Annotated in this window: 22 protein-coding genes; 15 read left to right on the top strand and 7 right to left on the bottom strand. The window is 61.6% G+C overall.

What is annotated here, in order from left to right:
- Nucleotides 1–29: 29 nt before the first annotated feature.
- A complete protein-coding gene (locus tag CKO42_RS28350) occupies nt 30–1661 on the bottom strand; it encodes a DUF6399 domain-containing protein (protein WP_200249844.1) in 1632 nt (543 codons plus the stop codon).
- 204 nt (nt 1662–1865) lie between these two features.
- Here CKO42_RS28350 and CKO42_RS23180 point away from each other — a divergent pair, with 204 nt between their 5' ends.
- From CKO42_RS23180 to CKO42_RS27630, 5 genes are all read left to right on the top strand, one after another.
- Nucleotides 1866–2270: a PEP-CTERM sorting domain-containing protein gene (locus CKO42_RS23180; protein WP_200249842.1), complete on the top strand. Its 405-nt coding sequence runs from the start codon at nt 1866–1868 to the stop codon at nt 2268–2270.
- 177 nt (nt 2271–2447) lie between these two features.
- Entirely contained in the window at nt 2448–2837 is a 390-nt protein-coding gene (locus tag CKO42_RS23175) for a hypothetical protein (protein ID WP_200249834.1), read from the top strand.
- A 111-nt stretch (nt 2838–2948) separates the two neighbouring features.
- Complete coding sequence (locus tag CKO42_RS23170) at nt 2949–4172, top strand: hypothetical protein (protein WP_200249831.1); 1224 nt, start codon at nt 2949–2951, stop codon at nt 4170–4172.
- A gap of 130 nt (nt 4173–4302) precedes the next feature.
- On the top strand, nt 4303–4503 hold the full coding sequence (locus tag CKO42_RS28055; RefSeq protein ID WP_274608960.1) for a nucleotidyltransferase family protein: 201 nt from the start codon (nt 4303–4305) through the stop codon (nt 4501–4503).
- Entirely contained in the window at nt 4504–4653 is a 150-nt protein-coding gene (locus CKO42_RS27630) for a hypothetical protein (protein ID WP_242479639.1), read from the top strand.
- Between the two features lie 354 nt (nt 4654–5007).
- Here CKO42_RS27630 and CKO42_RS23160 read toward each other — a convergent pair whose 3' ends face one another.
- Both CKO42_RS23160 and CKO42_RS23155 read right to left on the bottom strand, forming a co-directional pair.
- The gene (locus CKO42_RS23160) at nt 5008–5403 is read right to left on the bottom strand and encodes a hypothetical protein (RefSeq protein ID WP_200249828.1); all 396 of its coding nucleotides are present in this window, start codon (nt 5401–5403) and stop codon (nt 5008–5010) included.
- 190 nt (nt 5404–5593) lie between these two features.
- On the bottom strand, nt 5594–6595 hold the full coding sequence (locus CKO42_RS23155; RefSeq protein ID WP_200249826.1) for a hypothetical protein: 1002 nt from the start codon (nt 6593–6595) through the stop codon (nt 5594–5596).
- Between the two features lie 711 nt (nt 6596–7306).
- On the opposite strand from CKO42_RS23155, the gene budA reads away from it, so the two are divergent.
- Entirely contained in the window at nt 7307–8131 is an 825-nt protein-coding gene (gene budA, locus CKO42_RS23150; RefSeq protein WP_200249824.1) for an acetolactate decarboxylase, read from the top strand.
- Between the two features lie 74 nt (nt 8132–8205).
- Here budA and CKO42_RS23145 read toward each other — a convergent pair whose 3' ends face one another.
- Nucleotides 8206–8994, bottom strand: a complete 789-nt coding sequence (locus CKO42_RS23145; RefSeq protein WP_200249821.1) for a helix-turn-helix transcriptional regulator — start codon at nt 8992–8994, stop codon at nt 8206–8208.
- 688 nt (nt 8995–9682) lie between these two features.
- On the opposite strand from CKO42_RS23145, the gene CKO42_RS23140 reads away from it, so the two are divergent.
- Both CKO42_RS23140 and CKO42_RS23135 read left to right on the top strand, forming a co-directional pair.
- Entirely contained in the window at nt 9683–10894 is a 1212-nt protein-coding gene (locus tag CKO42_RS23140; protein WP_200249819.1) for a PEP-CTERM sorting domain-containing protein, read from the top strand.
- A gap of 372 nt (nt 10895–11266) precedes the next feature.
- Complete coding sequence (locus tag CKO42_RS23135; protein WP_200249817.1) at nt 11267–11782, top strand: hypothetical protein; 516 nt, start codon at nt 11267–11269, stop codon at nt 11780–11782.
- A gap of 604 nt (nt 11783–12386) precedes the next feature.
- Here the strand turns inward: CKO42_RS23135 and CKO42_RS28645 are convergent.
- Together CKO42_RS28645 and CKO42_RS23125 are read right to left on the bottom strand one after the other, a co-directional pair.
- On the bottom strand, nt 12387–12605 hold the full coding sequence (locus CKO42_RS28645) for a YgiT-type zinc finger protein (RefSeq protein ID WP_200249814.1): 219 nt from the start codon (nt 12603–12605) through the stop codon (nt 12387–12389).
- A gap of 112 nt (nt 12606–12717) precedes the next feature.
- Entirely contained in the window at nt 12718–16650 is a 3933-nt protein-coding gene (locus tag CKO42_RS23125) for a DUF3683 domain-containing protein (protein ID WP_200249806.1), read from the bottom strand.
- 395 nt (nt 16651–17045) lie between these two features.
- On the opposite strand from CKO42_RS23125, the gene CKO42_RS23120 reads away from it, so the two are divergent.
- From CKO42_RS23120 to CKO42_RS27625, 4 genes are all read left to right on the top strand, one after another.
- A complete protein-coding gene (locus CKO42_RS23120) occupies nt 17046–17282 on the top strand; it encodes a UPF0175 family protein (RefSeq protein ID WP_200249791.1) in 237 nt (78 codons plus the stop codon).
- Between the two features lies 1 nt (nt 17283).
- Nucleotides 17284–17790, top strand: a complete 507-nt coding sequence (locus tag CKO42_RS28640; RefSeq protein ID WP_200249789.1) for a PIN domain-containing protein — start codon at nt 17284–17286, stop codon at nt 17788–17790.
- Nucleotides 17791–17999: 209 nt separating this feature from the next.
- Nucleotides 18000–19259, top strand: coding sequence for an ATP-binding protein (locus tag CKO42_RS23110; protein WP_242479638.1), 1260 nt, complete (start codon nt 18000–18002; stop codon nt 19257–19259).
- The gene (locus tag CKO42_RS27625; protein ID WP_242479637.1) at nt 19259–19579 is read left to right on the top strand and encodes a hypothetical protein; all 321 of its coding nucleotides are present in this window, start codon (nt 19259–19261) and stop codon (nt 19577–19579) included. Before CKO42_RS23110 ends, CKO42_RS27625 begins: the two co-directional genes overlap by 1 nt.
- Before the next feature lie 289 nt (nt 19580–19868).
- Here the strand turns inward: CKO42_RS27625 and CKO42_RS23105 are convergent, their stop codons facing one another.
- A complete protein-coding gene (locus tag CKO42_RS23105; protein ID WP_200249787.1) occupies nt 19869–20072 on the bottom strand; it encodes a hypothetical protein in 204 nt (67 codons plus the stop codon).
- Between the two features lie 245 nt (nt 20073–20317).
- Here CKO42_RS23105 and CKO42_RS23100 point away from each other — a divergent pair, with 245 nt between their 5' ends.
- From CKO42_RS23100 to CKO42_RS23090, 3 genes are read left to right on the top strand one after another with little or no spacing between them, the layout of a single operon-like run.
- The gene (locus tag CKO42_RS23100; RefSeq protein WP_200249785.1) at nt 20318–20782 is read left to right on the top strand and encodes a (2Fe-2S)-binding protein; all 465 of its coding nucleotides are present in this window, start codon (nt 20318–20320) and stop codon (nt 20780–20782) included.
- 1 nt (nt 20783) lies between these two features.
- A complete protein-coding gene (locus CKO42_RS23095) occupies nt 20784–22901 on the top strand; it encodes a xanthine dehydrogenase family protein molybdopterin-binding subunit (RefSeq protein WP_200249783.1) in 2118 nt (705 codons plus the stop codon).
- Between the two features lie 18 nt (nt 22902–22919).
- Nucleotides 22920–23360: an XdhC family protein gene (locus CKO42_RS23090; RefSeq protein WP_200249781.1), complete on the top strand. Its 441-nt coding sequence runs from the start codon at nt 22920–22922 to the stop codon at nt 23358–23360.
- The last annotated feature ends 335 nt before the right edge of the window (nt 23361–23695 follow it).

Raw genomic sequence — 23695 nt, 5'->3', positions numbered from 1 at the left:
GGCCTTGATCATCCCTTGGTCCACTGTTGCTAAGCCGCCACAAGCGTGAGGTAAGGCCGCTTCGCTGGTCGCGGTCGTCGTCGCGCCGGTCGGGCCGGCCAGGGCATGCGCTCAAGCACCTGCTCGAACAACGAGGGATGGGGCTGAGCGAAGAAGCGTTCAGCCGCCGTGGTGCCATCGGGGCGCTTGATCGCGAAGTTGTGCAGAGCCGTTAAGACCTGCTGCTTACGCGGGCTCAGACGATGATGGCCATGCTTATAGAGCGCGAGGACGCCATTGCGGCCCTCGACACAGGAACTGCTGCGCTGAAACAGATCGGCACAGTCCCCGGCGACCTGCTCAAGGTGCCGACGGGTCGCCTCATCCAGCGACTGGATCGGGTGCGCGGGCTGCTGCAGTGGGGCGAGGCGCTGGGCACTGAGTGCCCGCAGCCGATGGCGTTGCTCAGCACCGGGACTGCGCGCGGCAGCGCGCTCCAGATAGAGCGCAGGGATCAGGTCGTTGAGCATCGCCTGCTCAATCGCCGGGGACAGGTCCAGCGCCTGGACCCGCGTGTTGACCGTCATGAAGAAGAACGCCAGTGTGGCCACCAGGCTGTTTGTTAAGCGCTTCGCCTTGGCCAGACGCGCACACAGGCGCTCAGAAAGGTCCACCTCCTCGGCGAGCGCCTCCAGGCGTGCAAACAGCCCTGCCAAATGCGTCTGCAGCTGCTCGGGCGTTTGCGCTTGTCCCTGCTCGAGATCATAGGGATGATCCACCGCGCTGAAAGCGCCGATCAGGGCTTTGGACTCCGCGCGCTGCGCCTGGGCGCGCTCGCGCGCGAGGCTGGCTTGCACGTAGGCCTCGAGTGTGCGATCGATGCGCGCGGCAAACGCGGGCGGGCGCCCCGGGCCATGGTGCTGGCGATGATAGGCCTGCTCGGCAGCGCATTCCGCCTGCCAGCGCGCCTTGGCCGTCGTCTCTTCGGCCTCGGCCTGCTGTTCCGTGCGCCTCAACGCCAGGCTCATCGCCTTGCTCACCTCATGCTGGAGATGGAACAGGTCGGTCGAATGATGGGCACCCTGGTCGCGCTCGACATGGGCCAGCAGTCCCTTGGCCTCATCGCTGATGCCTTGCACCACGGTGACCTTGAACCCCGCCAGCCCGCGCTCTAGCGCCTGGCTCCAGGCCGCTGCCGAGCGCGCTGCGCTCACCTGCTCGAGGAGGATGACGTTCGAGACCGGTTCAATCGCCACCAAGCGCATGCCGTCCTGCCAGGTCTCGTCTTCGACGACGCTCAGCAGCCGATGCGGCATGGTCTTGGCTAGCACTTCGCGCAACGTGGTGGCACTGCTGACGATCTGCCGCTCCAGTTCCGCCTGGAACGCCTGCTGCGTGCCGTAGGAGGCACCGCTCAAGGCCGACAACCCGCTGAGCTCAAGAAAGTCGCAGACCACGCGCACGCCGGCGCCGCCTTGCTCACAGATACACCAGTGCGCGGCCATCTGCACCCGGCGCAGCCACTCCACACCTTCGGGCGTCTCGATGAAGTCCGCCAGCGCGGCCGGGGCCGCGGCCGATGTCACAGGGGGTGCGTTCCAGTGCCGCACGGTGCTACGTGCGAGGCTGGCACTGGTGATCGCCGCGCGTTGACTCTGCCCAGCCTGCTGCGCGTGCGCCACCGCCTGCCGATGCTTGGCGCGATCCAGGCGATCATGGATTGGCGTGGGGCATCGATCTGCACTAGAGTCAACAGCGGTAGGGGCATCGGGCAACGGCTTTTCCCTCGGTCAGTTTGCACTTCCAAGGGTACGCCGACCCGGCGCTCCTGCCACGCCTTCAGCGTGGTTGATCGCCTACCGGAATACTCAGTTTTGGACCAAGGGATGATCAAGGCCAAAAATCCTGATGGCGCCTACTGGGCGTTTGGGATGGCCAACGACCTAGGCAATACGATTACGACATATGCCAGCGTGTTTGACGCAGCGGGGAATCTACTTCCGGATGCGCGCGTTATGTCCGATACCGGCTTTTCTTATGCGCCGCTAAGGGAGTATGCCGACCTTGGGAACGGCGGAGGCAACGGCGTTCCCACGCAGGTACCCGCGCCGGGAACGGCGCTGCTGATGGCACTCGGGTTGCTCGGGATGGGACGCACGCGCTATCGCTTTGTCGTCAGCCTTGGACGCCCCAAGAGAGTCAGGGCAATTGCATCAATCAGCACGAATATTCGTGCTTTGCTGATTGCTTATGTTTGCTTGGCGGCTCGGGGTTCTCGAACAGCAGCTTAGCCAAATAGCGCTCATCCTAGCCGGCCCTCAGATCCTTGTTTTGGATCCCGAGTTCAGTTGGGTCGTTTTTGAGGCGGTTCAGTGCGATGTGGTGGAGCGCCGCGCGGTTCTCGCGAACGACGCAGGGTCTTACCATCTGCGGCGATGATCTCCCCGGGGACGACCTCGCGGATCACCTTGTCTCAGGTGCGGAAACAGGCATCGAATGCGCCCGGCTCTGTCAGCGCGAATACCCCGCCCATTTTCATGGGCCAGTATCCCTTTGAGCGGCTTCGAGAACTACCCGCGTCAACCGGGCTTTGCGCTTGTGAAGCCGGGGATACCCACCAAGCCGTTGGCTCCACACAACACCGCGGTGATGGCGATTACAATCATGTCGCCGAACTTGTGGTGGCGCTTCAACTCGCAGCGCGCGTGCTCAAGATTGGTGAAGTGGCGAATAAGCGAACGGTCCAAGGCGAGCGGGGCTACTGCGGCAATGACTGGTCAGCGTTTTCAGCTGATAAGGATAGCAAGATCATCTCTGCGCTAAAGGTATATTTTAATGCTACGATGCAATTGCTCTAGTGATAATTCACGCTAAGCGAGTAAGCGGTTTAGCATTCTGGAACTTTGTCATAGTGGCCTGTCCCTTTTTGCTCCTATTTGCTAATAAAATACGATCCATGGTTTCTTGTTATGCATAAGTTAACTCATTCAAAATACGCTCTGTTGACACTGACTATTTTATTTGGCACCACAACCAGCACTCAGGCGCAGGTGATCACTGACAGACCTGTCGCGGGCGGCAGGGGGTTCTGCAAAGAAGCCATCTATTTCGATACAGGTTGCCGCAAGGACGGATTTTTTCGCGGCCTGCTGCCCGAAAATGAGATTTTCATTGGTGTTTTCGGCAGCACGGGCCGCAAGGGTCAGGCGAGTTCTGCCGTCGTTTTTTCGTTAGCCAGCACCCACACAATCCGCGCCTATCACCTGTCTGATAAGCAACGCAGGCTGGCGAAGCAACAATCGCCGATCAGAAAGATTGTGCCCTCCGACAAGCCGAGAGTCGTTCCGAAGGGCAGAGAAGCTGATGTGCCGCTGCCCTACGGTGGCTATACCCTGCTCAGCCGGGTAACGTCGGTCCGTGGTCTGACAGATGGTTATTCCAGCATCTACTCCGAAATCGCAGTACCGACCAACCGGTTCGACCTTACACTTTTTGCCAGTGCATACAAGCAATGGGGGCCGTCGTCGTCTTTCGAAACTGTTGAATGCTACGGCGCGCCCTTCATCGATGCCAGCGACGACGGTGTGGAGATCGGTTGCTACAGGGGCACCACGATACCCACGGGCAGCGGAGAGAGCGCAACGTCGCTACGCCGCCAATGTACATCGAGCGAAGAGGTCGCGGCGGAAGTCACATCCTGGGCCGTGACGGCGGCTTGCGGTGCGGCCGGGGCGGCGCTGGTTACGAAGCTGGCTGGCAGAGCGTCGACGGTTGTTTTTGCCGGCGTGACGGTCGAAACTGCTAATCCGCTGGTCGGCGGGGTAGCCGGTGGCGGTACCTTCGTCTTCATCTCCTCTACAGGGGCGATTGTCGTGACGGAGGCTTGTTCTGCCTCCGGCGCGGCGGTTGAGGAATTCGTTGACCAGCTGACTGGCTGCAACCAGAGCGGCAAACCCACCAGTGGTGAAGACACAGCCGACATCTACGACACCTTCGAACTGATCGAATCCGCTGGCCGCGAATGGGTGGGCGAACCGGGAGTCTGCCTTGTGTGCAGCGCGATGGCGGTCGAAACTGTGGGCGGCGGCTGGAACCCGAAAACCGGTACAATTGAGGTCATAGGGGAAACCTTCTGCAAGGAATGGAGCTGGCAGAACGGGAGCGATGCGAATGGCGATGGCTGGTGCGACTGAACGCTCAGGCCGTGTAAGGCCTGATGGGGCTTGCCCTCTTGCTGCACATGCCGCTCATGCAACCCGCTGAAGTCATGATCCTCAGCACCTAAACCCTTAGCCCAATCGCTCACTGAAGTCGCCAACACCGATGCCATCAGTGTCTGCACTGCTAGATTCCCGCACCGAAAGGGCGCTTAGGGCATTTCGCGGCCGTTTGCAGGAACGCTTTGGTACGCAGCTGCCGGGGATGGTGCTTTTTGGCTCTCGTGCTCGAGGCGATCATCGTGACGATAGCGATGCCGATGTCGCTGTTTTTCTTCAACCTGTGACAGATACCATTGCGGCGTAAATGGATATGGCCTCGGATGCCTACGCCGTGTTTCTGGACACCGATATCCTGATTCAACCCTGGGCCTTTGGCGGCACGCCTGAACAACCAGAGCGAAATCGGGCTATGGATCTCTTGGATTCGGTCCAAGCCGAGGGCATCGCACTGTGACCGAGCGTTGCCTAGCCCTTTTTGGCAAGGCGCGCCGAGCGCTTGAGGCGAGCCGACGAGCCCTGGATCAATCGGACCGAGAGACCGCATCTGATCGTGCTTACTATGCCGTCTATTACCCGGCTTGGGGTCTGCTGGATCTTGTCGCGGCGCCTTGTAGAGCGAGGTGTCTGACGGGTCTTCGTTGTAGAGCCCTTCTGCGGCGGCCAGAAGCGCTGCTCACAGCTGGCAGAGCGAGGGTGGCATGATCGAGCGGCCATTCCCAACGGCGCCCAGGATTTTCCATGGGTCCGAGTGCGTGCCGGACCTGGGTCGGTTGGATCGCAGCAAGCGCCTCTCCCGCCGCGCGCTCTTTCAGCGGCGGGTCGCCCGCGCGACAGCCAGGCACGCCTCGACCACGGCGACCATCAGCTCGGGATCGCGCACGTGTTTCACCCGCATCCACCAGACGTAGCCGCCGGAGAGAGTGGCCGAGGGATCGGCTCGAACGAAGGCCGCGCGAGCCGGCGCCGGTAGGGCTTCCTGAAGGTCCAGCGCTGGCGGCGCATAGAGGATGTACTTCGCCTCGAAGGCGGCATCGCCCGTCGTTCGTGGCAGCCATGTCGGCGTTTTGTCGTGGCGCTGGTCGCGGGCATGGACGGTCAGATCGGCATCGACCGGGGCTTCGACGCGCACCCGCGTCCAGGGCTGCTTGTGGGAGCCGCTATCGTCGCCCGTCGGGTAGTAGAGCTGGACCACGTCGACGGACACACTCAGCCCGTCCACATCTCCCGCCAGATTAGGGAAGATCCCCCGGGCGCCTTGTCCCGAAGGCCGAAGTGTTCGCAGAGTCCGGCTCGCACCGCAAGGAGCTGTCGATGCAGCTGTCGACCGTAGAGGATTCCCGCGACGATCAGGCTACCGAGGACGGCGATCGAGACGGCGGCGATTACAAGATCCATCACGGCCGCGCTTTGATCGCCGCGATGGCCTCCTTGGCCGAGGCCTCGTGCTCACCGACCACGGAGGTCAGGACGACGGCCTCAAGCTGCCCGCCGATGCTGGCGAGCGCATCGATAACCTCCTCGGTTCGTTCGTTCGCATAGATCGCGCTGATCAGGCGGGTCCGCACCTGCTGCCGATCGTCGCCGGCTGTTGACAGTATGAGCGCCGCCTCCAGCGAGCGTGGCGTGTTCATCTCCGCCAGCGCATCGAGCGCGTTCTCAGCGGTTACGGGCTCGGACGGATCGGCGACAGCCCCGGTCCATGCCCGCTCGCTGTCCTCCTGCGCCGCCGCCGCAGCGGCACGAACGCCCGGCAAAGGATCGCTCTCGGCCCGCTCTTGGAGTGCCGTCTCCGGATCGCCGGGCAGCCGCAGGGCACGGGCCGCAGCCAGCCCGACGTCGAGTAGGGAGCTAATCTTCCGCGCACTGGTCACGCGGCCGGATTCGCGGGCGGTCCAGGTAACGCCTTCGAGGGCCCATCCGGCCTCGGTCGCAGCCAGGACGGCGGCGCGGGCCTTGGCATCGAGGTGCGCCAGCATGGTTGCCAGCTCTCCCTCGACGAAGACGGCCTCGTCGAACGCCGCGTCACCGGTGCTGAGCCACTCCGACCCCTTCATGCCCGCGATCGCCTTCTGACGGAGGCGCGCGCCGATCATTCGTCCGTAGGGCTGATCGGGCGCGTAGATCTTGAAGTCCGTGAACCAGCGCACTGTGTCAGCGGACCGTTCGGTGGTCGTGTCCACGGCAACGCCGATGTCTTCGATGCGGCCTCGGAGCTGGCGTCGCTGGCCCTCCTCGTAGACCTGCAGGCCCAGCTCCGCGGCGACCTCCGCCATCGCATCACCGCTCGCCGTCATCTGCCAGTAATAGAGGCCCGTGCCGATGACCAGACCGCCGATCAGAAGGGCGATACCACGTGCGCCCCCGAAGGCTTCTACAACCGTTTTATTTTCACCCATGCTGATCTCCGATCTTGTTCGGCTCGTCTCGGCCCGCGGATTCCGAATTCTCGCGTGCCAATCGAAATCGCCGAAGGATTAAAGCCTAGCCCGTGACGTTGGGCCAGCGCCAGCGCCGCCATCGTTTAAGCCGCCGCATCGAGGTCAAGTTCTAGATGCACAGCGACAACGGTGTTGCTCATCGGGTCAAAGGGCGCCGAACGTTTCAGCAGCGACCCGCAAGCGTGCGAGCTGGACGCTCACGATGCGTCGCAAGTGCAAGGTGGTCGGCCTAGATCTTCTTGAGTGTTGACAGATCAAAATATTCTTCGTCAAAGTAGTCACAGCGGATCTTTGCGATCGCCATGCCGAGACCAGCGATAACGTACACTGGCGACGCGCTCGATGATCTTAGAGCAACACCCGCTCGGTAGTGTTGCTTCTCGTGGCTGCACTGTTAAGTTAATCATCAGATCATGAGGTGTGTGAGCCAGTTCAGCTGGGAGTGCCTAGCATGCAACGGCTCCCGGTGTTAGGCCCGGCGTGCAAGCCTCGACAAGGCTAAGCCTGGGGCAACCAGGCGCAAGCACCACTCCGCCTGTGCCTCATCTTGACCCCGCCTAGGGATCGACGTCGGATTAGTAGTAAGCTCGGACTTACAGGCCAGACGTTTTTTTCAAGCAGTCGTTGCTACAACCGATGGTGCCGCTGATGCTGCGGCTTGGAGCGAAGATGCAAGTTGCCACCGACCTTCTCAACCGACTCGAGCTACGCAGCCGCGCCACAGGTGAGAGCCTGGATGATTTGGTGAATCACTTGCTCAGGCTGGGCTTGGCGACGCAGCAGGACAAGCGTGCGCTGTATGTATCGGCCCCGGTCAACGCGCTGATCGAGGGGATCTATCAGGAGGACACCCGTATCAGCGACATCCTCGAGCACGGCGACTTCGGTCTTGGCACCTTCAATGATCTCGATGGGGAGATGGTCGTACTCGAAGGCCAGGTGCACCAACTGCGCGCCGATGGTCAGGCGTACCCAGTCGCCGCTGACGCCAAGACGCCTTATGCCTGCGTCAACTTCTTCACGCCGGATAGCGATGAGGTCATCGAGCAGTCGCTGGATTTCACCGAGCTGACGCATCTGCTCGAGCGCATGATCCCCTCCGACAATATGATCTATGCGGTCCGGATCGATGGGGATTTCGAGCGGATCAAAACGCGCTCAGTCCCGCGCCAAGACAGCTATCGTCCGCTGGTCGAGGTCGCCCGCGAGCAGCCCGAATTCGAGTACCGCGACATCCGTGGCACCATGACCGGCTACTGGACGCCCTCATTCATGGAGGCCTTGACGGTGCCCGGCTACCACCTTCATTTTCTCTCAGAGGATCGGCAGCGTGGCGGACACCTGCTCGGTTGTCAGACCAGACAGATTCGGATCGCGATTCAGCATTTGCCACGGCTCGAGGTCGGGCTGCCCGTCTCGCTGGACTATCTGACCGCCACCTTTACCCGCGATCTAAGCGCTGACTTGGAAGAGGCGGAGCAAGATCGGGCGTGACCTTGAGCCAATGGATTGCGGATGGTCATCCGGTGGCCTGGTCGGCTAGAACTGGTGCCTTTGGGGCGAGCCAGTCACCGCCCCTGTAGGTTTGCGAGCAACTTTGAGCGACTGCGGACCCCATAGTGCTTATAGATGCGTTGCACATGGCGGTTGACCGTATGCGGGCTCAGCTCGAGTCGCGCCGCAATCTGCTTTTCTGACTCACCGGCGAGGAGTCCATTCAGCACGTCGCGCAGGCGCGGCGGCAAGACCGACCTGTCTTCGGTACTGCCAGGCAGAACCAGTTTGCGCTCAAGCAGTCCGGCAAGCTCATGGTGGAGCAGTCGTATGAGGTGAGTCGTGGAGGCGGAGAAGGGTCCGTCGGCGGCATCGCGGTGCAGCACAATCGTTTGTTCTTGGCGTGGTCCAACGCTCGGCAGCAAAAGCGACGATGTGATGCGATCCGCCAGTCCGCAGGCCGCCACATACTCATTGTAGTGGCGCGTGCGCTGCCACTCCCGGCGCTCGACCACATCATAGAGACTGCGAGTCAGCAGCCGTCGACTACGATCCGTACGACGGTAAAACGCCTGATGAAACGGGTCGTCGCGGTGCGCTTCGGTCGCCTGATAGTGCGCCCACAATGCGAGTTCCTGCGTGTCCATGAATCCCGCGGCGACTGTCTCGGTGACCTGTTCCTGGGCGGACAGCGGCGCATCCACATGCATGTAGAGTGCTACCCGAGCGCCGGTCAGGTTTTGCACCCCGGCCAGCAGATGCGATCGCCAGGCGTTTGCATCGCTCCCTTGCTCCAGACATTCACCTAGTAGGCGATAGGCAGCGCGGACCTCGCGCAATCGCGGTTGTTCGCGCCGACTCATCGCTAGTGCTCCGCAGCCCAAGCCGGGGTGTTGGTGTGTTTACGGGAATGCATGAGCTGTTAGGTGTCTCTATGCTCTTTCTACCGCGTGGTGCAGGGCTTGTACGTCGCTGTGTCCAGAAACCTGAGCGATATGGTCAACAAAGCAGATCACCATCAATTATAAATCAGTGCCTTAACTAATCGTTCTTGGGTTCGGTGGAGTGGCATGGCCAGGGTGCAAGGCTGTCATGCAGCGGTTGGTTGCTCGGATGCCCTGTGTCCTACTTATTGTGTACACGAAGCGATTTGCATTGGCAAGCCTAGACATGAATGGGTTTCAACTTGCGTCCGCTCAGGTCAAGTTGATTGACGCTAATGGTGGCGTTTCCTGAGAAATGCCTTCTCTAATAAACATGAAAACGTAATTTACGGCAGAGCTCTTGCATTGCACAACATCGGAGATCGAGTGATGCCGAAGAAAATGAAAATAAAAAATTACCTATTATTAGGATTGGCAATTTCCATCTTCTCGGTGTCTACTGTTCTGCAGCAGCAATCGCTGTTTCCCTTATATGTAGTGCCGCCAGCGGAAAAATCCTGAATATAAGCACCTGAATTTTAAGTGGTACTCATGGGCTAACGCTATATCACAATAAAACGGCTTCAAAGGCGTTGATATCAAAATCTAGCTATAGAGGTTATGTCTTATGCTCACCAGTGGCCAAAATATGGTGAAGATGAGTACGAGAGAAAGTACTCAGGATAAAATTGATGTTCATTTTATCACTGGCGCAACTAGTGCAACTAGTGCAAATGGCGAAAATTCTGCGTCAGAAGCACGAAAAGTGTCTGCGGTTTATGCTGATCCAGCAGTTACCGACATCGCAGAAGCAAAGAGATCTTTCAGCGCCGAGCCGACCTATGACCTTGGGCGGCCGCCTGCTTGGCGTGTGCCGGATTGTGATATCACGGGAGGGATCAAGACGATGGGGTATAGAACGATTACTCAATCAGCGGCTCTGGCTCTTGCCGGCAGTACGCTGCTGGCCTTTAGTATTACGGCGTCGGCAGGGGTGTTGACGGTGGGTCAAAGCGAATTGGCGGAGGTGGAGGGCTCTGTACGCCTGCGAACGGTCATTGCGTGGCCCAATGAAATAGATGACACAGGCCCGATCGGCACCAGTAATGGGGGCGAGGGGCAGAATGAAGCCTCAATCAACGCGATTGTCGGCGATGGTGTGGACGGGCAGACGGGCTCCGGGTACGACGGAAGTTACTCCGCATTCGCGAGGATTGTCGGCGATGACAGCCTCCCTGAGCTCGGCGTCTTCGCGAAGACCACATCCCCCGATGAGGATATGGCGTTTAGCAGCGGTGCATACGCTCGAGTGTTGCAAAGCTATGTGTTCACGGGAACCCAAGCCGAACAGTTTTCCCTCTCCTATACGCTGGATGGGAAAATCTGCTGTGATCATCTGGATTACCTGAGTGCCTCAGTGTTGCTGGGCAAGAGCAATTATAACCCCGAAGACCCGTTTGGTGAGCTGACCGGCGAGTCAACCTTAATTGATAATGCGGACCTGTTTGCTGCAGGGGACTCGAGCGAGACCAACGTCTTGGTGAACGAGACAGCTTACCTGAATTTCACACTGGATCCAGGTGACACTATCTGGCTGGATGTGAACATGTCTGCGACAGCGCAGGACGAATTACGAGGCGATGCACGTTCCAGCCTGATCGATGGCATGCACACCCTCGCGGGCGTATTCACGGCAGGGGATACCACACTGCTGAGTGCTGGCCTCAGTTCATCGACGCAAGCGACGGTGCCGGCACCTTCAGCCCTTTCCCTCTTAGGCATTGGCCTGTTCGGCCTTGCGGCCTCGGCTCGACGCCGGTATGTACGCTTACCCGCATAACGAATCCGTGGTGACTTGATTCAATCACAGCCCGAGTCGCTGAGAACGTGGGTTGCCTGCGCACATCTTGCTTCCAAGAGCCTGACCTCAAGTGGCCTCGGTCGCTGCAGCGGCCGGACCGACACTATCGCTCAAACCTGACTCGTGGTTGGCCGGCCGCACTCCGGGAAGAGGGCGCCCCTCCAGCGCCGGTACTTGATAACCTGGTCGCAGCGCCTCACAACATGCTTTCAGCATCGACATCGAAACCTGTGCAGCCTGCGGGGTTGGGCGTTTATGCTTCTTACTACTCAGACGCGCTGTCGCGGCAGATGATCCGCGACTAAATAACCCCATCATTTCATCAGCGACCGTTCTTTACAGAGGCACCCCATGTTGCGATTGACCGTCACCTTTCTGCTCGCGCTCGTAGCAACACCCACCCTCGCCTGTCCGGTGTTGGAGATCGATCAGACCTATGAGATCAACGAAAGCGTCAGTTTCCAGTTCAAGGGACCCGATGGCTACGAACTGCAGGTCGGGGAAGTCCCAGAAACATTGCTGACGGTGAATGCGCGACCGGAGGGCACCAGTTCAATGGATATCATGACTGGCAAGGTGTCAGCACCAACCATCAGGATGGGACTTGGGCTTCGGCCTATTTCACCCGAGAATATGGAGAGTTATCTCAAGACCGCCGAGGGTACACCCTTTATCGAACTGGCTGATGGCAGCAAGGCGTATCGTGAGGACATCTCGCGTCTGGATATCCGGCACTACCTCTATCCGGAAATCGATGGTCAGCCGAGAGAGTTGGAGGTCATCTTGATGGTGCCGCCAACGATCGCGGATTGCCTAGATGAGTATGAAGACGTTGCGCGTGAGATCGTGCAGTCGCTTTCGTTCTGATCGCGTCCTGCGTCCGGTACGGATAGCGCTAAAGCCATCTCGTCACACACAAGTTTGTAACCCATTGGTTTTACGCTAGCTGCCAAGCTTGCCGAAATCAATAAAAAACAGCAACTTACGATTTTATGATCGAAGATGTGTGTAACAAGTTGAGCCAAGCCCCGGGTCAGCTTAACCCGCTTTGCTCGTATCGTCCTGATACTCGCCCGCTTCGCGGCGCTGCTGAAGCGGCCCGAATTCATTCCCGATGAATTAGTCATGGCGTATTTGGACCCAACAGTCGAGACTGCTCTGCGTTGACACCAGCAAAGTCGGGAAAGGGTGCCAAACCCGCTGGGCTAACGTGAGGCCTCAGCCGACTGCCCAAAGCGCCGCTCGCTTTGCTCGCAGCACGTTGGGCGGTCGGCTGCAGGCTTTTTTTAGCTGCAATTGGCTTGTTTCGCCAAGCGAGGCCCGCGGCTCACCACTTTCTTTTTTGACTCAGTCTGCCGCCTGCCTAACGCTTCGCAAATTTTCTTCGCTCTTTATGGATTCCAGACAGGACTACGTTCATCAACCAGAAGTTTGTGCAGGCCGCTGCAGTTTGTACGCTAAGCCACTGTTTTTAAATGCAGGCGTTGCATTTCGTACCCGCAAAATTCCCGGGCTTTGGCGAGCTGTCTGAAACGCACAAAGAGCCATCAAAATACTCTTCGCCACAGTAGTCACAGCGCAAGCAGGGTACCTCTTCGACGATCAGTAGCGCATCGCTCTGCTGGTGAATGTAGCGGGTGGTCGTGGGGGTCAGATGTGCATGGCCGCAGAATTGACAGTTGCTGCTCATCTGTTATGGCCTCGCTCGAACAGTCGCTCACGATCACCATGCCGAGACCAGCGATACTGTTCACTGGCGACGCGCTCGATGATCCAGTCTATGTCCATTGCGTGCTGTGGCCTTAGAGCAGGACGCGCTCAATCCCCCCAGCCTTCACCTGCTCCAAGAATCGTTGCTGCCAGCCCTCGCCGAGGCGATGCTTGGCCAGCTCGACGACGATGTAATCGGTCATCAGGCCTGTCTCGTCGGCGTATTTGGCCAGGCCCTGCTGGCAGGCAGGGCAGGCGGTGAGCAACTTGACCTCGCCGTTCTCGGCGCGTGGCTTGCCGGTGAGCGCCTGGATGCCCTTGGTCAGCTCTTCGTGCTTGCGAAAGCGCACCTGATTGGCGATATCCGGGCGGCTGGTGCCTAGCGTGCCAGCCTCGCCGCAGCAGCGGTCTGAGAGCGGCACCTTCTGGCCCATCAGCTTTTCGGCGACCGATGTCGGCTGATAGGTCTTCATCGGCGTGTGGCAGGGGTCGTGGTAGAGGTACTGCTTGCCGCTGACACCTTCTAGGCTCACACCCTTCTCCATCAGATACTCATGGATATCGAGCAGCCGACAGCCGGGGAAGATGCGCTCGAACTCATACTTGAGCAGCTGATCCATGCAGGTGCCGCAGGAGACGATGACGGTGCGGATATCCAGATAGTTGAGCGTGTTGGCGACGCGATGGAAGAGCACCCGATTCTCGGTGGTGATCTGATGGCCGGATTCCTCGAGCCCGGCCGCGCGCTGTGGATAGCCGCAGCAGAGATAGCCCGGTGGGAGCACGGTCTGGCTGCCTTGCTCATAGAGCATCGCCAGGGTCGCCAGGCCGATATCCGAGAACAGGCGCTCGGAGCCACAGCCGGGGAAGTAGAACACCGCGTCCGAGTCCTCGGTCACCTTGGCCGGATCAGCGAGGATCGGCACCCGGGTGCGGTCTTCGAGCCCGAGCACCTGGCGGTAGGTGCGCTTGGGCAGATCGACCCGGATCGAGCGGCTGACCAGCTGCACCGCCTGCCCAATCGGATTGGGCGTGCCGCTGCTGGCGCCCGGATGCGCATTCGGCTGCTCGGTCAGGTGCAGCCCCTTGGCCATCGCATTGGCCAGGTTCATGCCCTGAAAACCCCACTCGGCGAGCCCTTTGCGCATGACGCGAATGGCCTGGGGGTTTTGGGTATTCAAGAACGCCATCGCCGCCTTACCAGCAGGTGTCGAGCGTTTCTTGCCGCGCTCGACCAGGATGCGGCGCATGCGCATGGTGACATCGCCGAAGTCGATATCGACCGGGCAGGGCGTCAGGCATTTATGGCAAATGGTGCAGTGATCGGCGACATCGTTCATCTCGTCAAAGTGCCGCTCCGAGAGCCCGCGCCGGGTCTGCTCCTCGTACAGGAAGGCCTCGATGATCAGCCCGGTGCCGAGGATCTTGTTGCGCGGCGAATAGTCCAGATTGGCGCGCGGCACATGGGTCATGCACTTGGGCTTGCACTTGCCGCAGCGCAGGCAGTTCTTGATGTCGTCGTTGAGCGCGCCGAGCTCGGTTGCCTCGAGGATGATCGCCTCTTGCTCGACCAGCTGCAGCGAGGGTGTATAGGCGCCATCCAGCCCGGAACCGGGCAGCAGCTTGCCGGGGTTGAAGCGCCCCTGCGGATCGACCCGCTGTTTGTACTCGGCGAAGGCGGCGAGCTTCTCGGGCGCCAGATAGCGCACCTTGGTCAGGCCGATCCCATGCTCGCCCGAGATCACGCCGTCGAGCCGCTCGGCGATCGCCATGATGCGATCGACCAGCCGATCGGCCTCCTGCAGCATCTGATAGTTGGCCGAGTGCACTGGGATGTTGGTGTGGATGTTGCCGTCGCCGGCGTGCATGTGCAGGGCGACGAACAGCCGCGCGCTGCGCACCTGGCGATGGATCTCGGCCAGGCGCTCGCGCACCCCGGTGAGATCCTGGCCGGCGAAGATCTCGGCGAGCCGATTGCCGACCTCCTTGCGATAGGTCTGGCGCAGATCGCGGCGCAGCATCATCTCCAACAAGGTGTCGCCGTCGCGGATCAACGCGCGCTCGGGGTCGCGCAGCAGCACGGTCTGCTCGGCGGCGGGCTGATCCAGGCGCGTGAGGATCTGCTGCCAGCGCTGACGGGCGGCGCGCACCGCATCGCGGGCGGCGGCGCACTTGGCCTCGAGGATCGCCAGCGCCTCATCGGAGCGTTGATACTCGCCGGCCGGCAGCGCCTCACGCAGCGGGCCATCCAGATACTCGAGCACGGCCGCCATGATGGCGTCCTTGTTCTTGATCGACTGCTCGATGTTCAGGCGCTCGATCTCGCGGCTGTACTCGGCCAGGCGCGGCAGCGGGATGACCACGTCCTCGTTGATCTTGAAGGCGTTGGTGTGGCGCGAGATGGCCGCGGTGCGAGCGCGGTCGAGCCAGAAGCGCTTGCGCGCCTCGGGACTGATGGCGATGAAGCCCTCGCCATCGCGCGCCTTGGCCAGCTCGACCACGGCATCGGCGACCGCGGCCACCGCTGTCTCGTCGTCCGCGACCAGGTCGGCGACCAGCACCATCTTCGGCAGCTCGCGGCGCGCGGCCTTGGTCGAGTAGCGCACCGCGCGCACATAGCGCTCGTCGAGATGCTCCAGACCAGCGATCTGCACATCGTCGCGCGCATCGACGAAGTCCTTGATCTCGACGATCGCCGGCACGGCGCGGTTCAGATCGGTGCCGAAGAACTCCAGGCAGACCGTGCGCACATGCTCGGGCATCCGGTGCAGGATGAAGCGCGCCGAGGTGATGAGCCCGTCGCAGCCCTCCTTCTGCACGCCAGGCAGGCCGCCGAGGGCCTTGTCGGTGACGTCCTTGCCGAGCCCCGGCTTGCGCATCAGCGCGGTGGGGATCTCGAGCAGCTCGGGCTCGCCCTTGGGCGTGCTGCCGTCGGGTGCGAAGCGGCGGATGCGAAAGCGCGCGAATTCGGTGTCCTGCAGCTTGCCGAGGTTGTGATCCAGGCGTTCGACCTCGAGCCAATCGGCATCCGGGGTCACCATGCGCCAGGAGGCGAGGTTGTCGATCGCGGTGCCCCAGAGCACCGCCTTCTTGCCGCCGGCGTTCATCGCGACGTTGCCGCCGATGCAGGAGGCGTCCTGCGAGGTCGGGTCGACGGCGAAGGCGAGCCCATGGGCATCGGCCAGATCGGCGACCCGGCGCGTGACCACGCCGGCACCGCAGCGCACCGTTGGTACCGGCTCAGCGACGCCGGGCAGGGCGATGCGCTCGACGCCGGAGAGCGCCTCGAGCTTCTCGGTGTTGATCACCGCCGAGCGTGGCGACAGCGGCACCGCCGAGCCGGTGTAGCCGGTGCCGCCGCCGCGCGGGATCAGCGACAGGCCGCAGTCGATGCAGGCGGCGACGATCGGCGCGACCTCTTCTTCGCTGTCCGGCAGGATGACGACGAAGGGCATTTCGACGCGCCAGTCGGTGGCGTCTGTGGCGTGCGAGACCCGCGCCAGGCCGCCGAAGTCGATGTTGTCCTTGCGGGTGATGCCGCTGAGACGCTTGCGCAGTCGCTGGCGCAGCGCGCGATCGGCATCGAGCTGGGCATCGAAGTGGGCGATGGCCTCGCGGGCAGCGCTGAGCAAGGCGGCGGCCTCGGCGTTATCGTTCAGACGCTGCTCGAACTGCTCGAGCCGATGCTGCAGTGATTCCAGCAGCAGTCGGCGACGCTTTTGATCTTCGAGCAGATCGTCTTGCAGATAAGGGTTGCGGGTGACCACCCACATGTCGCCGAGCACCTCGAACAGCATCCGCGCCGAGCGTCCGGTGCGCCGCGAGCCGCGCAGTTGCTCGATGCGCTGCCAGTTCTCCAGACCGAGGAAGCGGATCACGATCTCGCGGTCTGAGAACGAGGTGTAGTTGTAGGGGATCTCGCGGATGCGAGGCGTTGCGGTCGCGCGCTCAGCGCCGTCGAGACTGTCTGGAGTCGCGATCGGCGACAGGAGCGTTTCTGGCTGTGAGCGGTCTGGATCGAGCATGAAGGGCCATGGCACTGCTTGTGTTTAGTGCAGATCTTATCGCAGCTGGGCGGGGAGCCGTCGATGACATCCGCCAGAACAACCGCGTGTCGGCACGGGTTAAGACGGCCCAGGTCAGACTGGTTTACCCTAGACTATACGGATGCGTCGATGGTTCGGGCCGAAGTGGGATTGCTGAGGCATCAAGGGCGCAGGGTCTGTGCCAGATGCGAAGAGTCTTTGTCTCGATGGTATTGGCGCGGCCGTCGTTCACGGGGTGAATCCATTCAGCTCGCTTGCGGGACGACGGTTTGGAAGACGGCGCACAGAGCGAGTTTGTTTTAGAAGGGAGCAAATAGAGGGATGCAACTGATCAAGCTCAATCGATCAATCGGGTTTATAAGCGCATGGCTGTTATGATTACTGATGAAATCCTCGATGCTGCGCATCTGACAGCAACAGACATCAAGCGAGAATTGGCTGTTGTGCTATTTCAGCAAGACCGTCTGACGCTGGCGCAGTGTGCTGCATTAGCCGAGATGCCGTGGCTTTCTTTCCAGCACCTATTGGCCAGTCGCGGCATTTCGCCGCATTATGATGTCGCCGATTTCGAGCAGGATCTGATGACGCTAGAGCAATTGGACATACGTTAACATGGTCGTCAGTAACAGCTCGCCGATCATCAATCTAGCCTGTATTGGTCGACTCGATCTGCTGCCAGCGTTGTACGACACAATCGTGATCCCACCGGCGGTGCTCCATGAAACCACCATGGTTTTACCGAATGCACCTGGCGCTGCCACTGTTCGCGCAGCCTCTTGGATTCAGTGTCGAGAGATCGCCAACCGCTCTTTGGTTGCGTCGCTTCGTTTGGAGCTTGATCCTGGTGAGGCCGAAGCAATCGCTTGCGCATTGGAAGGCCAGGCAAGGCTCCTGTTGATCGACGAGCGACGTGGCCGCAATGTTGCCCATAGGCTTGGGCTCTCGGTCATAGGTCTGGTCGGTGTGCTGCTGTTAGCGAAACGGCGCGGACTCGTGGCTCAAATCCGACCTCTGCTTGAAGGACTTCGTCAACGCGCTGGTTTTTGGATGAGCGATGCCCTTTATGATCGCGTCCTTCAAGAGGCTGATGAGGTTGGGATTGCTGATCGACGCGATTGATCCGGCACGACAGCTGAGGGTGCCCGAGCGCTGACGATCGCGCCGTGTCTGCTTGACCTGATCTGTAGAAACGCTATGACTCCCCAGAACACTGACCCTCGCCGCCTATCCTGTCAGTGGTGGCCACCCTCCGCCCCGGAGGTCGCCAGGAAACGCGTTAGACTGATCGGTCAATGAACAGTGTGCGAAGCCGGCCAAGAGACACCGTCATGCGATTTTTCAACACCGAAGGCCCGGTGCGTCCCGAGATGCACTATGTGCTGCCGCCACTCGAGCGCTGGGACTTAGACGAGGTGCTGCGCATGATTGAGCAGCAGAAATACTTCCTACTCCACGCCCCGCGCCAGACCGGCAAGACCTCCTGCCTGCTGGCGCTGATGGAGCGGCTCAACCGCGACGGGCACTATCTGGCGGTCTATGCCAATCTCGAAACCGCGCAGGCGGCGCGCGAGAATATCGCGCTGGCGATGACCGACATCGTGCAGACCATCGCCGCCGAGGCCCGTCTGGAGCACGGCGACACTGGCCTGTACGAACTCGCCGACGAGATGCTGGCGCGCAATGCTCCGACGCGCGCGCTGCGCGAATTTCTTACCCAATGGAGTGAGCGCAGTGAACGTCCACTGGTACTCTTCCTTGATGAGGTCGATGCGCTGGTTGGCGATACCCTGGTCTCACTGCTGCGACAGTTGCGCGGCGGCTACCGTCAGCGTCCCCGGTCCTTTCCCAATACCATCGTGCTCTGCGGGGTGCGCGATCTGCGCGACTATCGTATCCACGCCAGCTCCGAAGACGAGCCCATCACCGGCGGCAGTGCCTTCAACATCAAGGCAAAATCTTTGCGGCTGGGCGATTTCAATGCCGAGGAGGTCACCACCCTGCTCGCCGAGCATACCCAGGAAACCGGTCAGGTCTTCACCCCCGAGGCGCTGGCGCGCGTCTGGACGTTGACCCTGGGGCAACCCTGGCTGGTCAATGCCCTAGCCTACGAATGCTGTTTTGAGTTGCCCGCCGGGCGGGATCGCGCCCACCCTATCGACGCCGATCTGATCGACCAGGCCAAGGAGAACCTGATCCTGCGCCGCGTCACGCATCTCGATCAGCTCGCCGATAAGCTGCGCGAGCCCCGAGTGCGGCGCATCATCGAGCCGATGCTCGCCGGCAACGCACTCGGCGAAATCCCTACCGATGAACGCGATTATCTGATCGATCTCGGCCTGTTGCGGCGGGTCAACGGCGGCAGTCTGGCCGTGGCCAACCCCATCTATCGCGAGGTGCTGCCGCGCACCCTGGCCAGCGGAGCGGGCCGATGGACGCCATGCCGCAAATCCGCCCAATCTGGCTCACCGCAACAGGCGAGTTCGACCCCGAGGCGCTGTTCGCGGCCTTCCTCGGCTTCTGGCGTCAGCATGGCGAGGCCATGCTCGGCAGCGCGCCCTATCACGAAATCGCGCCGCATTTGGTGCTGATGGCCTTCCTACAGCGGGTGGTCAACGGTGGTGGCAGCCTGGAGCGGGAATACGCCATCGGGCGCGGACGCATGGATCTGTGTCTGCGCTACGGACGCCTGACCCTAGGCATAGAACTCAAGGTCTGGCGCCCCGGCGCGCCTGATCCGCTCACCGAGGGACTGCCGCAACTCGACGATTATCTCGCCGGCTTGAACCTGGACAGCGGCTGGCTGGTGATCTTCGACCGCCGACCCGAGATCCCCCCGCTGGCCGAACGCCTGAGCAATGAGGACACCCAAACCCCGAGCGGGCGCGCGGTGCGGCTGGTTTGGGCTTGACGAGCATCGCCCCGGTCGCCCGCGGCTCACATTCGACCAGACGAAGGAACTGCGATGGTGAAAGAATCGTCGTGTCGATCAGTGCCCGTGCGTGGTCCATATCGGCGTCGCCACTGAGCAAGAAATCCGCAGCCGCGGCCATCGCACAGCTCGGAAAACGGGCATTCTTACGATCCCGAGGAAAGTCGATGGCGATCTGTGGCGTCTCGATCGAGACGGTGGCCTGAGTCAGGATGTCCTGCCAGCGATTCAATAAGATCCTTTGAGAATCTGAACTTCGGCCGGACGATCACCTCCAGGTATTCCTGAAGGATCTCGGGGCACACCACCCACGATGGGCGGCGGTGCGCAGCGCCTCCTTGAACTCTAGCTCGATGCGAAAGGTGATGGTGGTGGTCTTGGCACTGGCCATGGTGTGGTTTGTTGGCCGCTGGCTGTTGATGTACTGCAAGGTAAAGCAAAAGCCGTAACCGCCCAAGTGGTCGGTGCTCATGGTCGTCAGTGTCAGCGAGCTGGTTTCTGGATGAGCGATGCCCTCTATGCTCGCATCCTTCAAGAAGCAGACGAAGCTGAGTTTGTAGGTCGACTCGATTGATCCGCTGTTCAGCCATCGACGGCTGAGGGGTGCCGACCGTTGACGATCGCGTTAGGCCTCCCTAACCTGACCTCCAGACACGATATTTAGTCCCCGAATGCCTGCCGTCGCCGGCGGAGGCTTCAACAGGCGAGGTGATCCGCATGATCCGATTGACCGTCAACGGCCAGGAACAGGAGCTTGATGTTGACCCGCAAACACCCCTGCTCTGGGTGCTGCGCGATCATCTCGATCTGACCGGCACCAAGTTCGGTTGCGGCATCGCCCAGTGCGGCGCCTGTACCGTGCATGTCAACGGGCTCGCGACCCGGTCTTGCGTCACCCCGGTCTCGGCAGTCGCCGGTCGTGAGGTGACGACCATCGAGGGGCTGTCATCGAATGGTGAGCATCCGGTGCAGCAGGCCTGGATCGAATTGGACGTGCCGCAATGCGGCTTCTGCCAATCCGGCCAGATCATGGCGGCGGCCTCGCTGCTGGAAGAAAACCCGACGCCAAGCGATACCGATATCGACCAAGCGATGAGCGGCATCCTGTGCCGCTGCGGTACCTACAACCGCGTCCGTGCCGCGATCAAACGTGCCGCCGAGACCGGCACCGAGGAGGTCTGAGATGGGTATCACAAGACGCGGTTTCCTGCAGGCGAGCGCCCTCACCGGCGGCGGCCTGCTGATCGGCTTTCAGATCCCCGCCGCCGAGGCGCGCACCGCGCCGGTGGCCGAGGATGCCTTCGCGCCGAACGCTTGGGTGCGCATCGGCCCGGATGGCACCATCACCGCGGTCGTCGGCAGCTCGGAGATGGGCCAGGGCGTGATGACCGCCATCCCGATGCTGCTGGCCGAGGAACTGGAGGCGGACTGGAGCCGTATCCAGGCCGAATTCGCCCCCGCCGACGCGGCCTACACCAACCCGATCATCGGCCAGCAGCTCACCGGCGGCAGCACCGCCGTGCGCGGCTTCTGGACCCCAGTGCGAGAGGCCGGTGCCGCCGCGCGCATGATGCTTGTGGCTGCCGCCGCCCAGCGCTGGGGTGTTGAAGAGAATGCATGCGTGGCAAGTCAGAGTGAGGTCATCCACGAGGCCAGCGGTCGCCGTCTCGGCTATGGCGAGCTGGCTACCGACGCCGCCAAGCAGCCGGTGCCGGAGGCGGTGTTCCTGAAGGAGTCGGACGAATTCAACCTGCTCGGCACCGCGCAGAAGCGCCTAGACACCCCACGGAAGTGTGATGGCCGAGCCCTGTTTGCCCAGGACATCAAGCGCCCGAAGATGCTCAGTGCCGTAGTGCAGCGCTGCCCAGTGTTCGGCGGCACGCGCAAGGGCTTCGATGCCGAGTCGGCGCGCCAGATCAAGGGCGTGGTCGATGTCTTGCCGCTCCACGAGGACGCCGTGGCCGTGCTCGCCGAGACCTGGTGGCCCGCCGAGCAGGCGCGCAAGCGACTCAAGATCGACTGGGATTTCGCCGGTCATGGTGACCTCTCCAGCGCCGACATCAGCCGCCAGTTCGAACAGGCGGTCGATAGCGGTAACAGCGTCCGCGCCGAGGGTGATGTTGCCGCGGCCCTGCAGGGAGCCGCGAAGATCCTCGAGGCCACCTATGAGGTGCCTTATCTCGCGCATGCCTGCATGGAGCCGATGAGCTGCGTCGCCGAGGTGAGCGATGATGGCTGTGACATCTGGGTCGGCACCCAAGCCCAGACCCGCACCCAAGACACCGGGATGGAGATCACCGGACTACCACGCGAGCAGGTGCGGGTGCACAGCCAGTTCTTGGGTGGTGGCTTCGGCCGTCGCTCGGAGCAAGACTTCGTGCGCGACGCGGTGGCTCTGGCCAAGCAGACCGGGCGCCCGGTCAAGGTGATCTGGAGTCGCGAGGACGATATCCGCCACGATTACTATCGCCCCGCGACCCTCAACCGTTTCGCTGCCGCCTTGGACGCGGACGGCAAGCCGCTGGCCTGGCGCCATCGGATCGCTGGACCCTCGATCCGCGCCCGCTTCTCCAGCGAGGTGCGCGAGAGCGGCATGGACGGCTCCTCGGTGGAGGGCGCCAAGAACCTGCCCTATGCCATCGACGCGCTTGAGGTGACCTATGCGATGGTCAACACGCCGGTGCCGGTCGGCTACTGGCGCTCGGTGGGTAGTTCGCAGAATGCCTTCGTCACCGAGGCCTTCTTCGACGAGATGGCACAGGCCGCTGGCCGCGATCCCTTCGAGCTACGCCGTGCGCTGCTCGCCGACCACCCGCGCCATCTCGGGGTGCTCAAGCTGGCGGCGGAGAAGGCCGGTTGGGGCGAGCCCTTGCCGGAAGGACGCGCCCGTGGCATCGCCGTGGCGGAGGCCTTTGGCAGTTACTGCGCCCAGGTGGCGGAGGTCGAAATCGAAGACGGTGTGGTGAAAGTGAAGCGCGTGTTCTGCGCTATCGACTGCGGTCAGATCGTCAATCCATCCATTATCGAGGCACAGATGGAGGGCGGCATCGTCTATGGCCTGAATGCCACCCTCAACGGCGAGATCAGCATCCAAGACGGTCGTGTGCAGCAGGGTAATTTCGATGACTATCCGCTGCTCGGAATCGCTGAGATGCCGGCGGTCGAGGTGCACATCGTCGATTCCGATGCCTCGCCGGGTGGCGTTGGCGAGCCAGGCACGCCGCCGATCGCCCCGGCGGTCGCCAATGCGGTGTTCGCCCTGACTGGCAAGCCGGTGCGCCGACTGCCGATTCGGCTGTGAGGTCGTGATCCCTCGGTCATGATTCAGGCGGATCAGCAGGTGCTCGAGGCCGCCGCCGGCTGGCTGCGGGCGGGCTGCGGTGTGCACCTGGTGACGGTGTTGCAGACCTGGGGCTCCTCACCGCGTCCGGCTGGTTCGCTTTGGGCCTTGGCTCAAGATGGGGTGCGGGATGGCATCAGCGTTGGCTCCGTCTCCGGTGGTTGCCTAGAGGATGAGCTTCGCAGCCATCTACATGAGCGCGGCCCCTTGCCGCAGCCCGAGGTGCTGCGCTATGGCGTTACCGCTGCGGAAGCACAGCGCTTTGGGCTCCCCTGCGGCGGGCGCGTTGAGCTGCTGGCTGAGTCGCTGTTAGACCCGGAACCGCTGGAGCAGATCTTGGCGACCCTCGCCGCGCGTGGGCGCATCGCGCGTCGTGTTGTCTTCATATATGGTCCGCCCCGCGATGCAAGAGCCACTTGACTGTTCAGCAGAAGGAAACGTTGCGGCCATATATCCGGCGTCGTGATGAGGTGGCGTGATCGCTCCTCGCGCCCTGATGGAATCCGCGCGCATTCCTGTCCTTATCACTGTTTCAGTCTCGGCGATGCCGGCTGGTGAGGATTACAGGGTTTCAGGAATGCAGGACAAGCCTTTCATGCCATCACAGTGACAGTCACTCTTAGCAACTCGTGGTTAGAAACTCGTGGTGTGGGTGATCGTGCTCGCTCGGATGTGACTCAATCCCTCATCGGTGCTCGCGGCGGTTAAACCGCCTGACTCAAGGCGTGCTTTGGATCGTAGGCCTCGCCTTTGGT

Source organism: Lamprobacter modestohalophilus (assembly GCF_016583905.1).
In the GTDB taxonomy this organism is placed as follows: Bacteria; Pseudomonadota; Gammaproteobacteria; order Chromatiales; family Chromatiaceae; genus Lamprobacter; species Lamprobacter modestohalophilus.
This window is presented reverse-complemented; position numbering and strand designations above follow the sequence as displayed.

What these genes read in the sequence shown, in the direction of transcription:
- CKO42_RS23180 (WP_200249842.1), top strand. Translation starts at nt 1,866, where the DNA reads ATGATCAAGGCCAAAAATCCTGATGGCGCCTACTGGGCGTTTGGGATG.
- CKO42_RS23170 (WP_200249831.1), top strand. Translation starts at nt 2,949, where the DNA reads ATGCATAAGTTAACTCATTCAAAATACGCTCTGTTGACACTGACTATT.
- CKO42_RS28055 (WP_274608960.1), top strand. Translation starts at nt 4,303, where the DNA reads ATGCCATCAGTGTCTGCACTGCTAGATTCCCGCACCGAAAGGGCGCTT.
- CKO42_RS27630 (WP_242479639.1), top strand. Translation starts at nt 4,504, where the DNA reads ATGGATATGGCCTCGGATGCCTACGCCGTGTTTCTGGACACCGATATC.
- CKO42_RS23155 (WP_200249826.1), bottom strand. Translation starts at nt 6,595, where the DNA reads ATGGGTGAAAATAAAACGGTTGTAGAAGCCTTCGGGGGCGCACGTGGT.
- budA (WP_200249824.1), top strand. Translation starts at nt 7,307, where the DNA reads ATGCAAGTTGCCACCGACCTTCTCAACCGACTCGAGCTACGCAGCCGC.
- CKO42_RS23145 (WP_200249821.1), bottom strand. Translation starts at nt 8,994, where the DNA reads ATGAGTCGGCGCGAACAACCGCGATTGCGCGAGGTCCGCGCTGCCTAT.
- CKO42_RS23140 (WP_200249819.1), top strand. Translation starts at nt 9,683, where the DNA reads ATGCTCACCAGTGGCCAAAATATGGTGAAGATGAGTACGAGAGAAAGT.
- CKO42_RS23135 (WP_200249817.1), top strand. Translation starts at nt 11,267, where the DNA reads ATGTTGCGATTGACCGTCACCTTTCTGCTCGCGCTCGTAGCAACACCC.
- CKO42_RS28645 (WP_200249814.1), bottom strand. Translation starts at nt 12,605, where the DNA reads ATGAGCAGCAACTGTCAATTCTGCGGCCATGCACATCTGACCCCCACG.
- CKO42_RS23125 (WP_200249806.1), bottom strand. Translation starts at nt 16,650, where the DNA reads ATGCTCGATCCAGACCGCTCACAGCCAGAAACGCTCCTGTCGCCGATC.
- CKO42_RS23120 (WP_200249791.1), top strand. Translation starts at nt 17,046, where the DNA reads ATGATTACTGATGAAATCCTCGATGCTGCGCATCTGACAGCAACAGAC.
- CKO42_RS28640 (WP_200249789.1), top strand. Translation starts at nt 17,284, where the DNA reads ATGGTCGTCAGTAACAGCTCGCCGATCATCAATCTAGCCTGTATTGGT.
- CKO42_RS23110 (WP_242479638.1), top strand. Translation starts at nt 18,000, where the DNA reads ATGCGATTTTTCAACACCGAAGGCCCGGTGCGTCCCGAGATGCACTAT.
- CKO42_RS27625 (WP_242479637.1), top strand. Translation starts at nt 19,259, where the DNA reads ATGGCCTTCCTACAGCGGGTGGTCAACGGTGGTGGCAGCCTGGAGCGG.
- CKO42_RS23105 (WP_200249787.1), bottom strand. Translation starts at nt 20,072, where the DNA reads ATGAGCACCGACCACTTGGGCGGTTACGGCTTTTGCTTTACCTTGCAG.
- CKO42_RS23100 (WP_200249785.1), top strand. Translation starts at nt 20,318, where the DNA reads ATGATCCGATTGACCGTCAACGGCCAGGAACAGGAGCTTGATGTTGAC.
- CKO42_RS23095 (WP_200249783.1), top strand. Translation starts at nt 20,784, where the DNA reads ATGGGTATCACAAGACGCGGTTTCCTGCAGGCGAGCGCCCTCACCGGC.
- CKO42_RS23090 (WP_200249781.1), top strand. Translation starts at nt 22,920, where the DNA reads ATGATTCAGGCGGATCAGCAGGTGCTCGAGGCCGCCGCCGGCTGGCTG.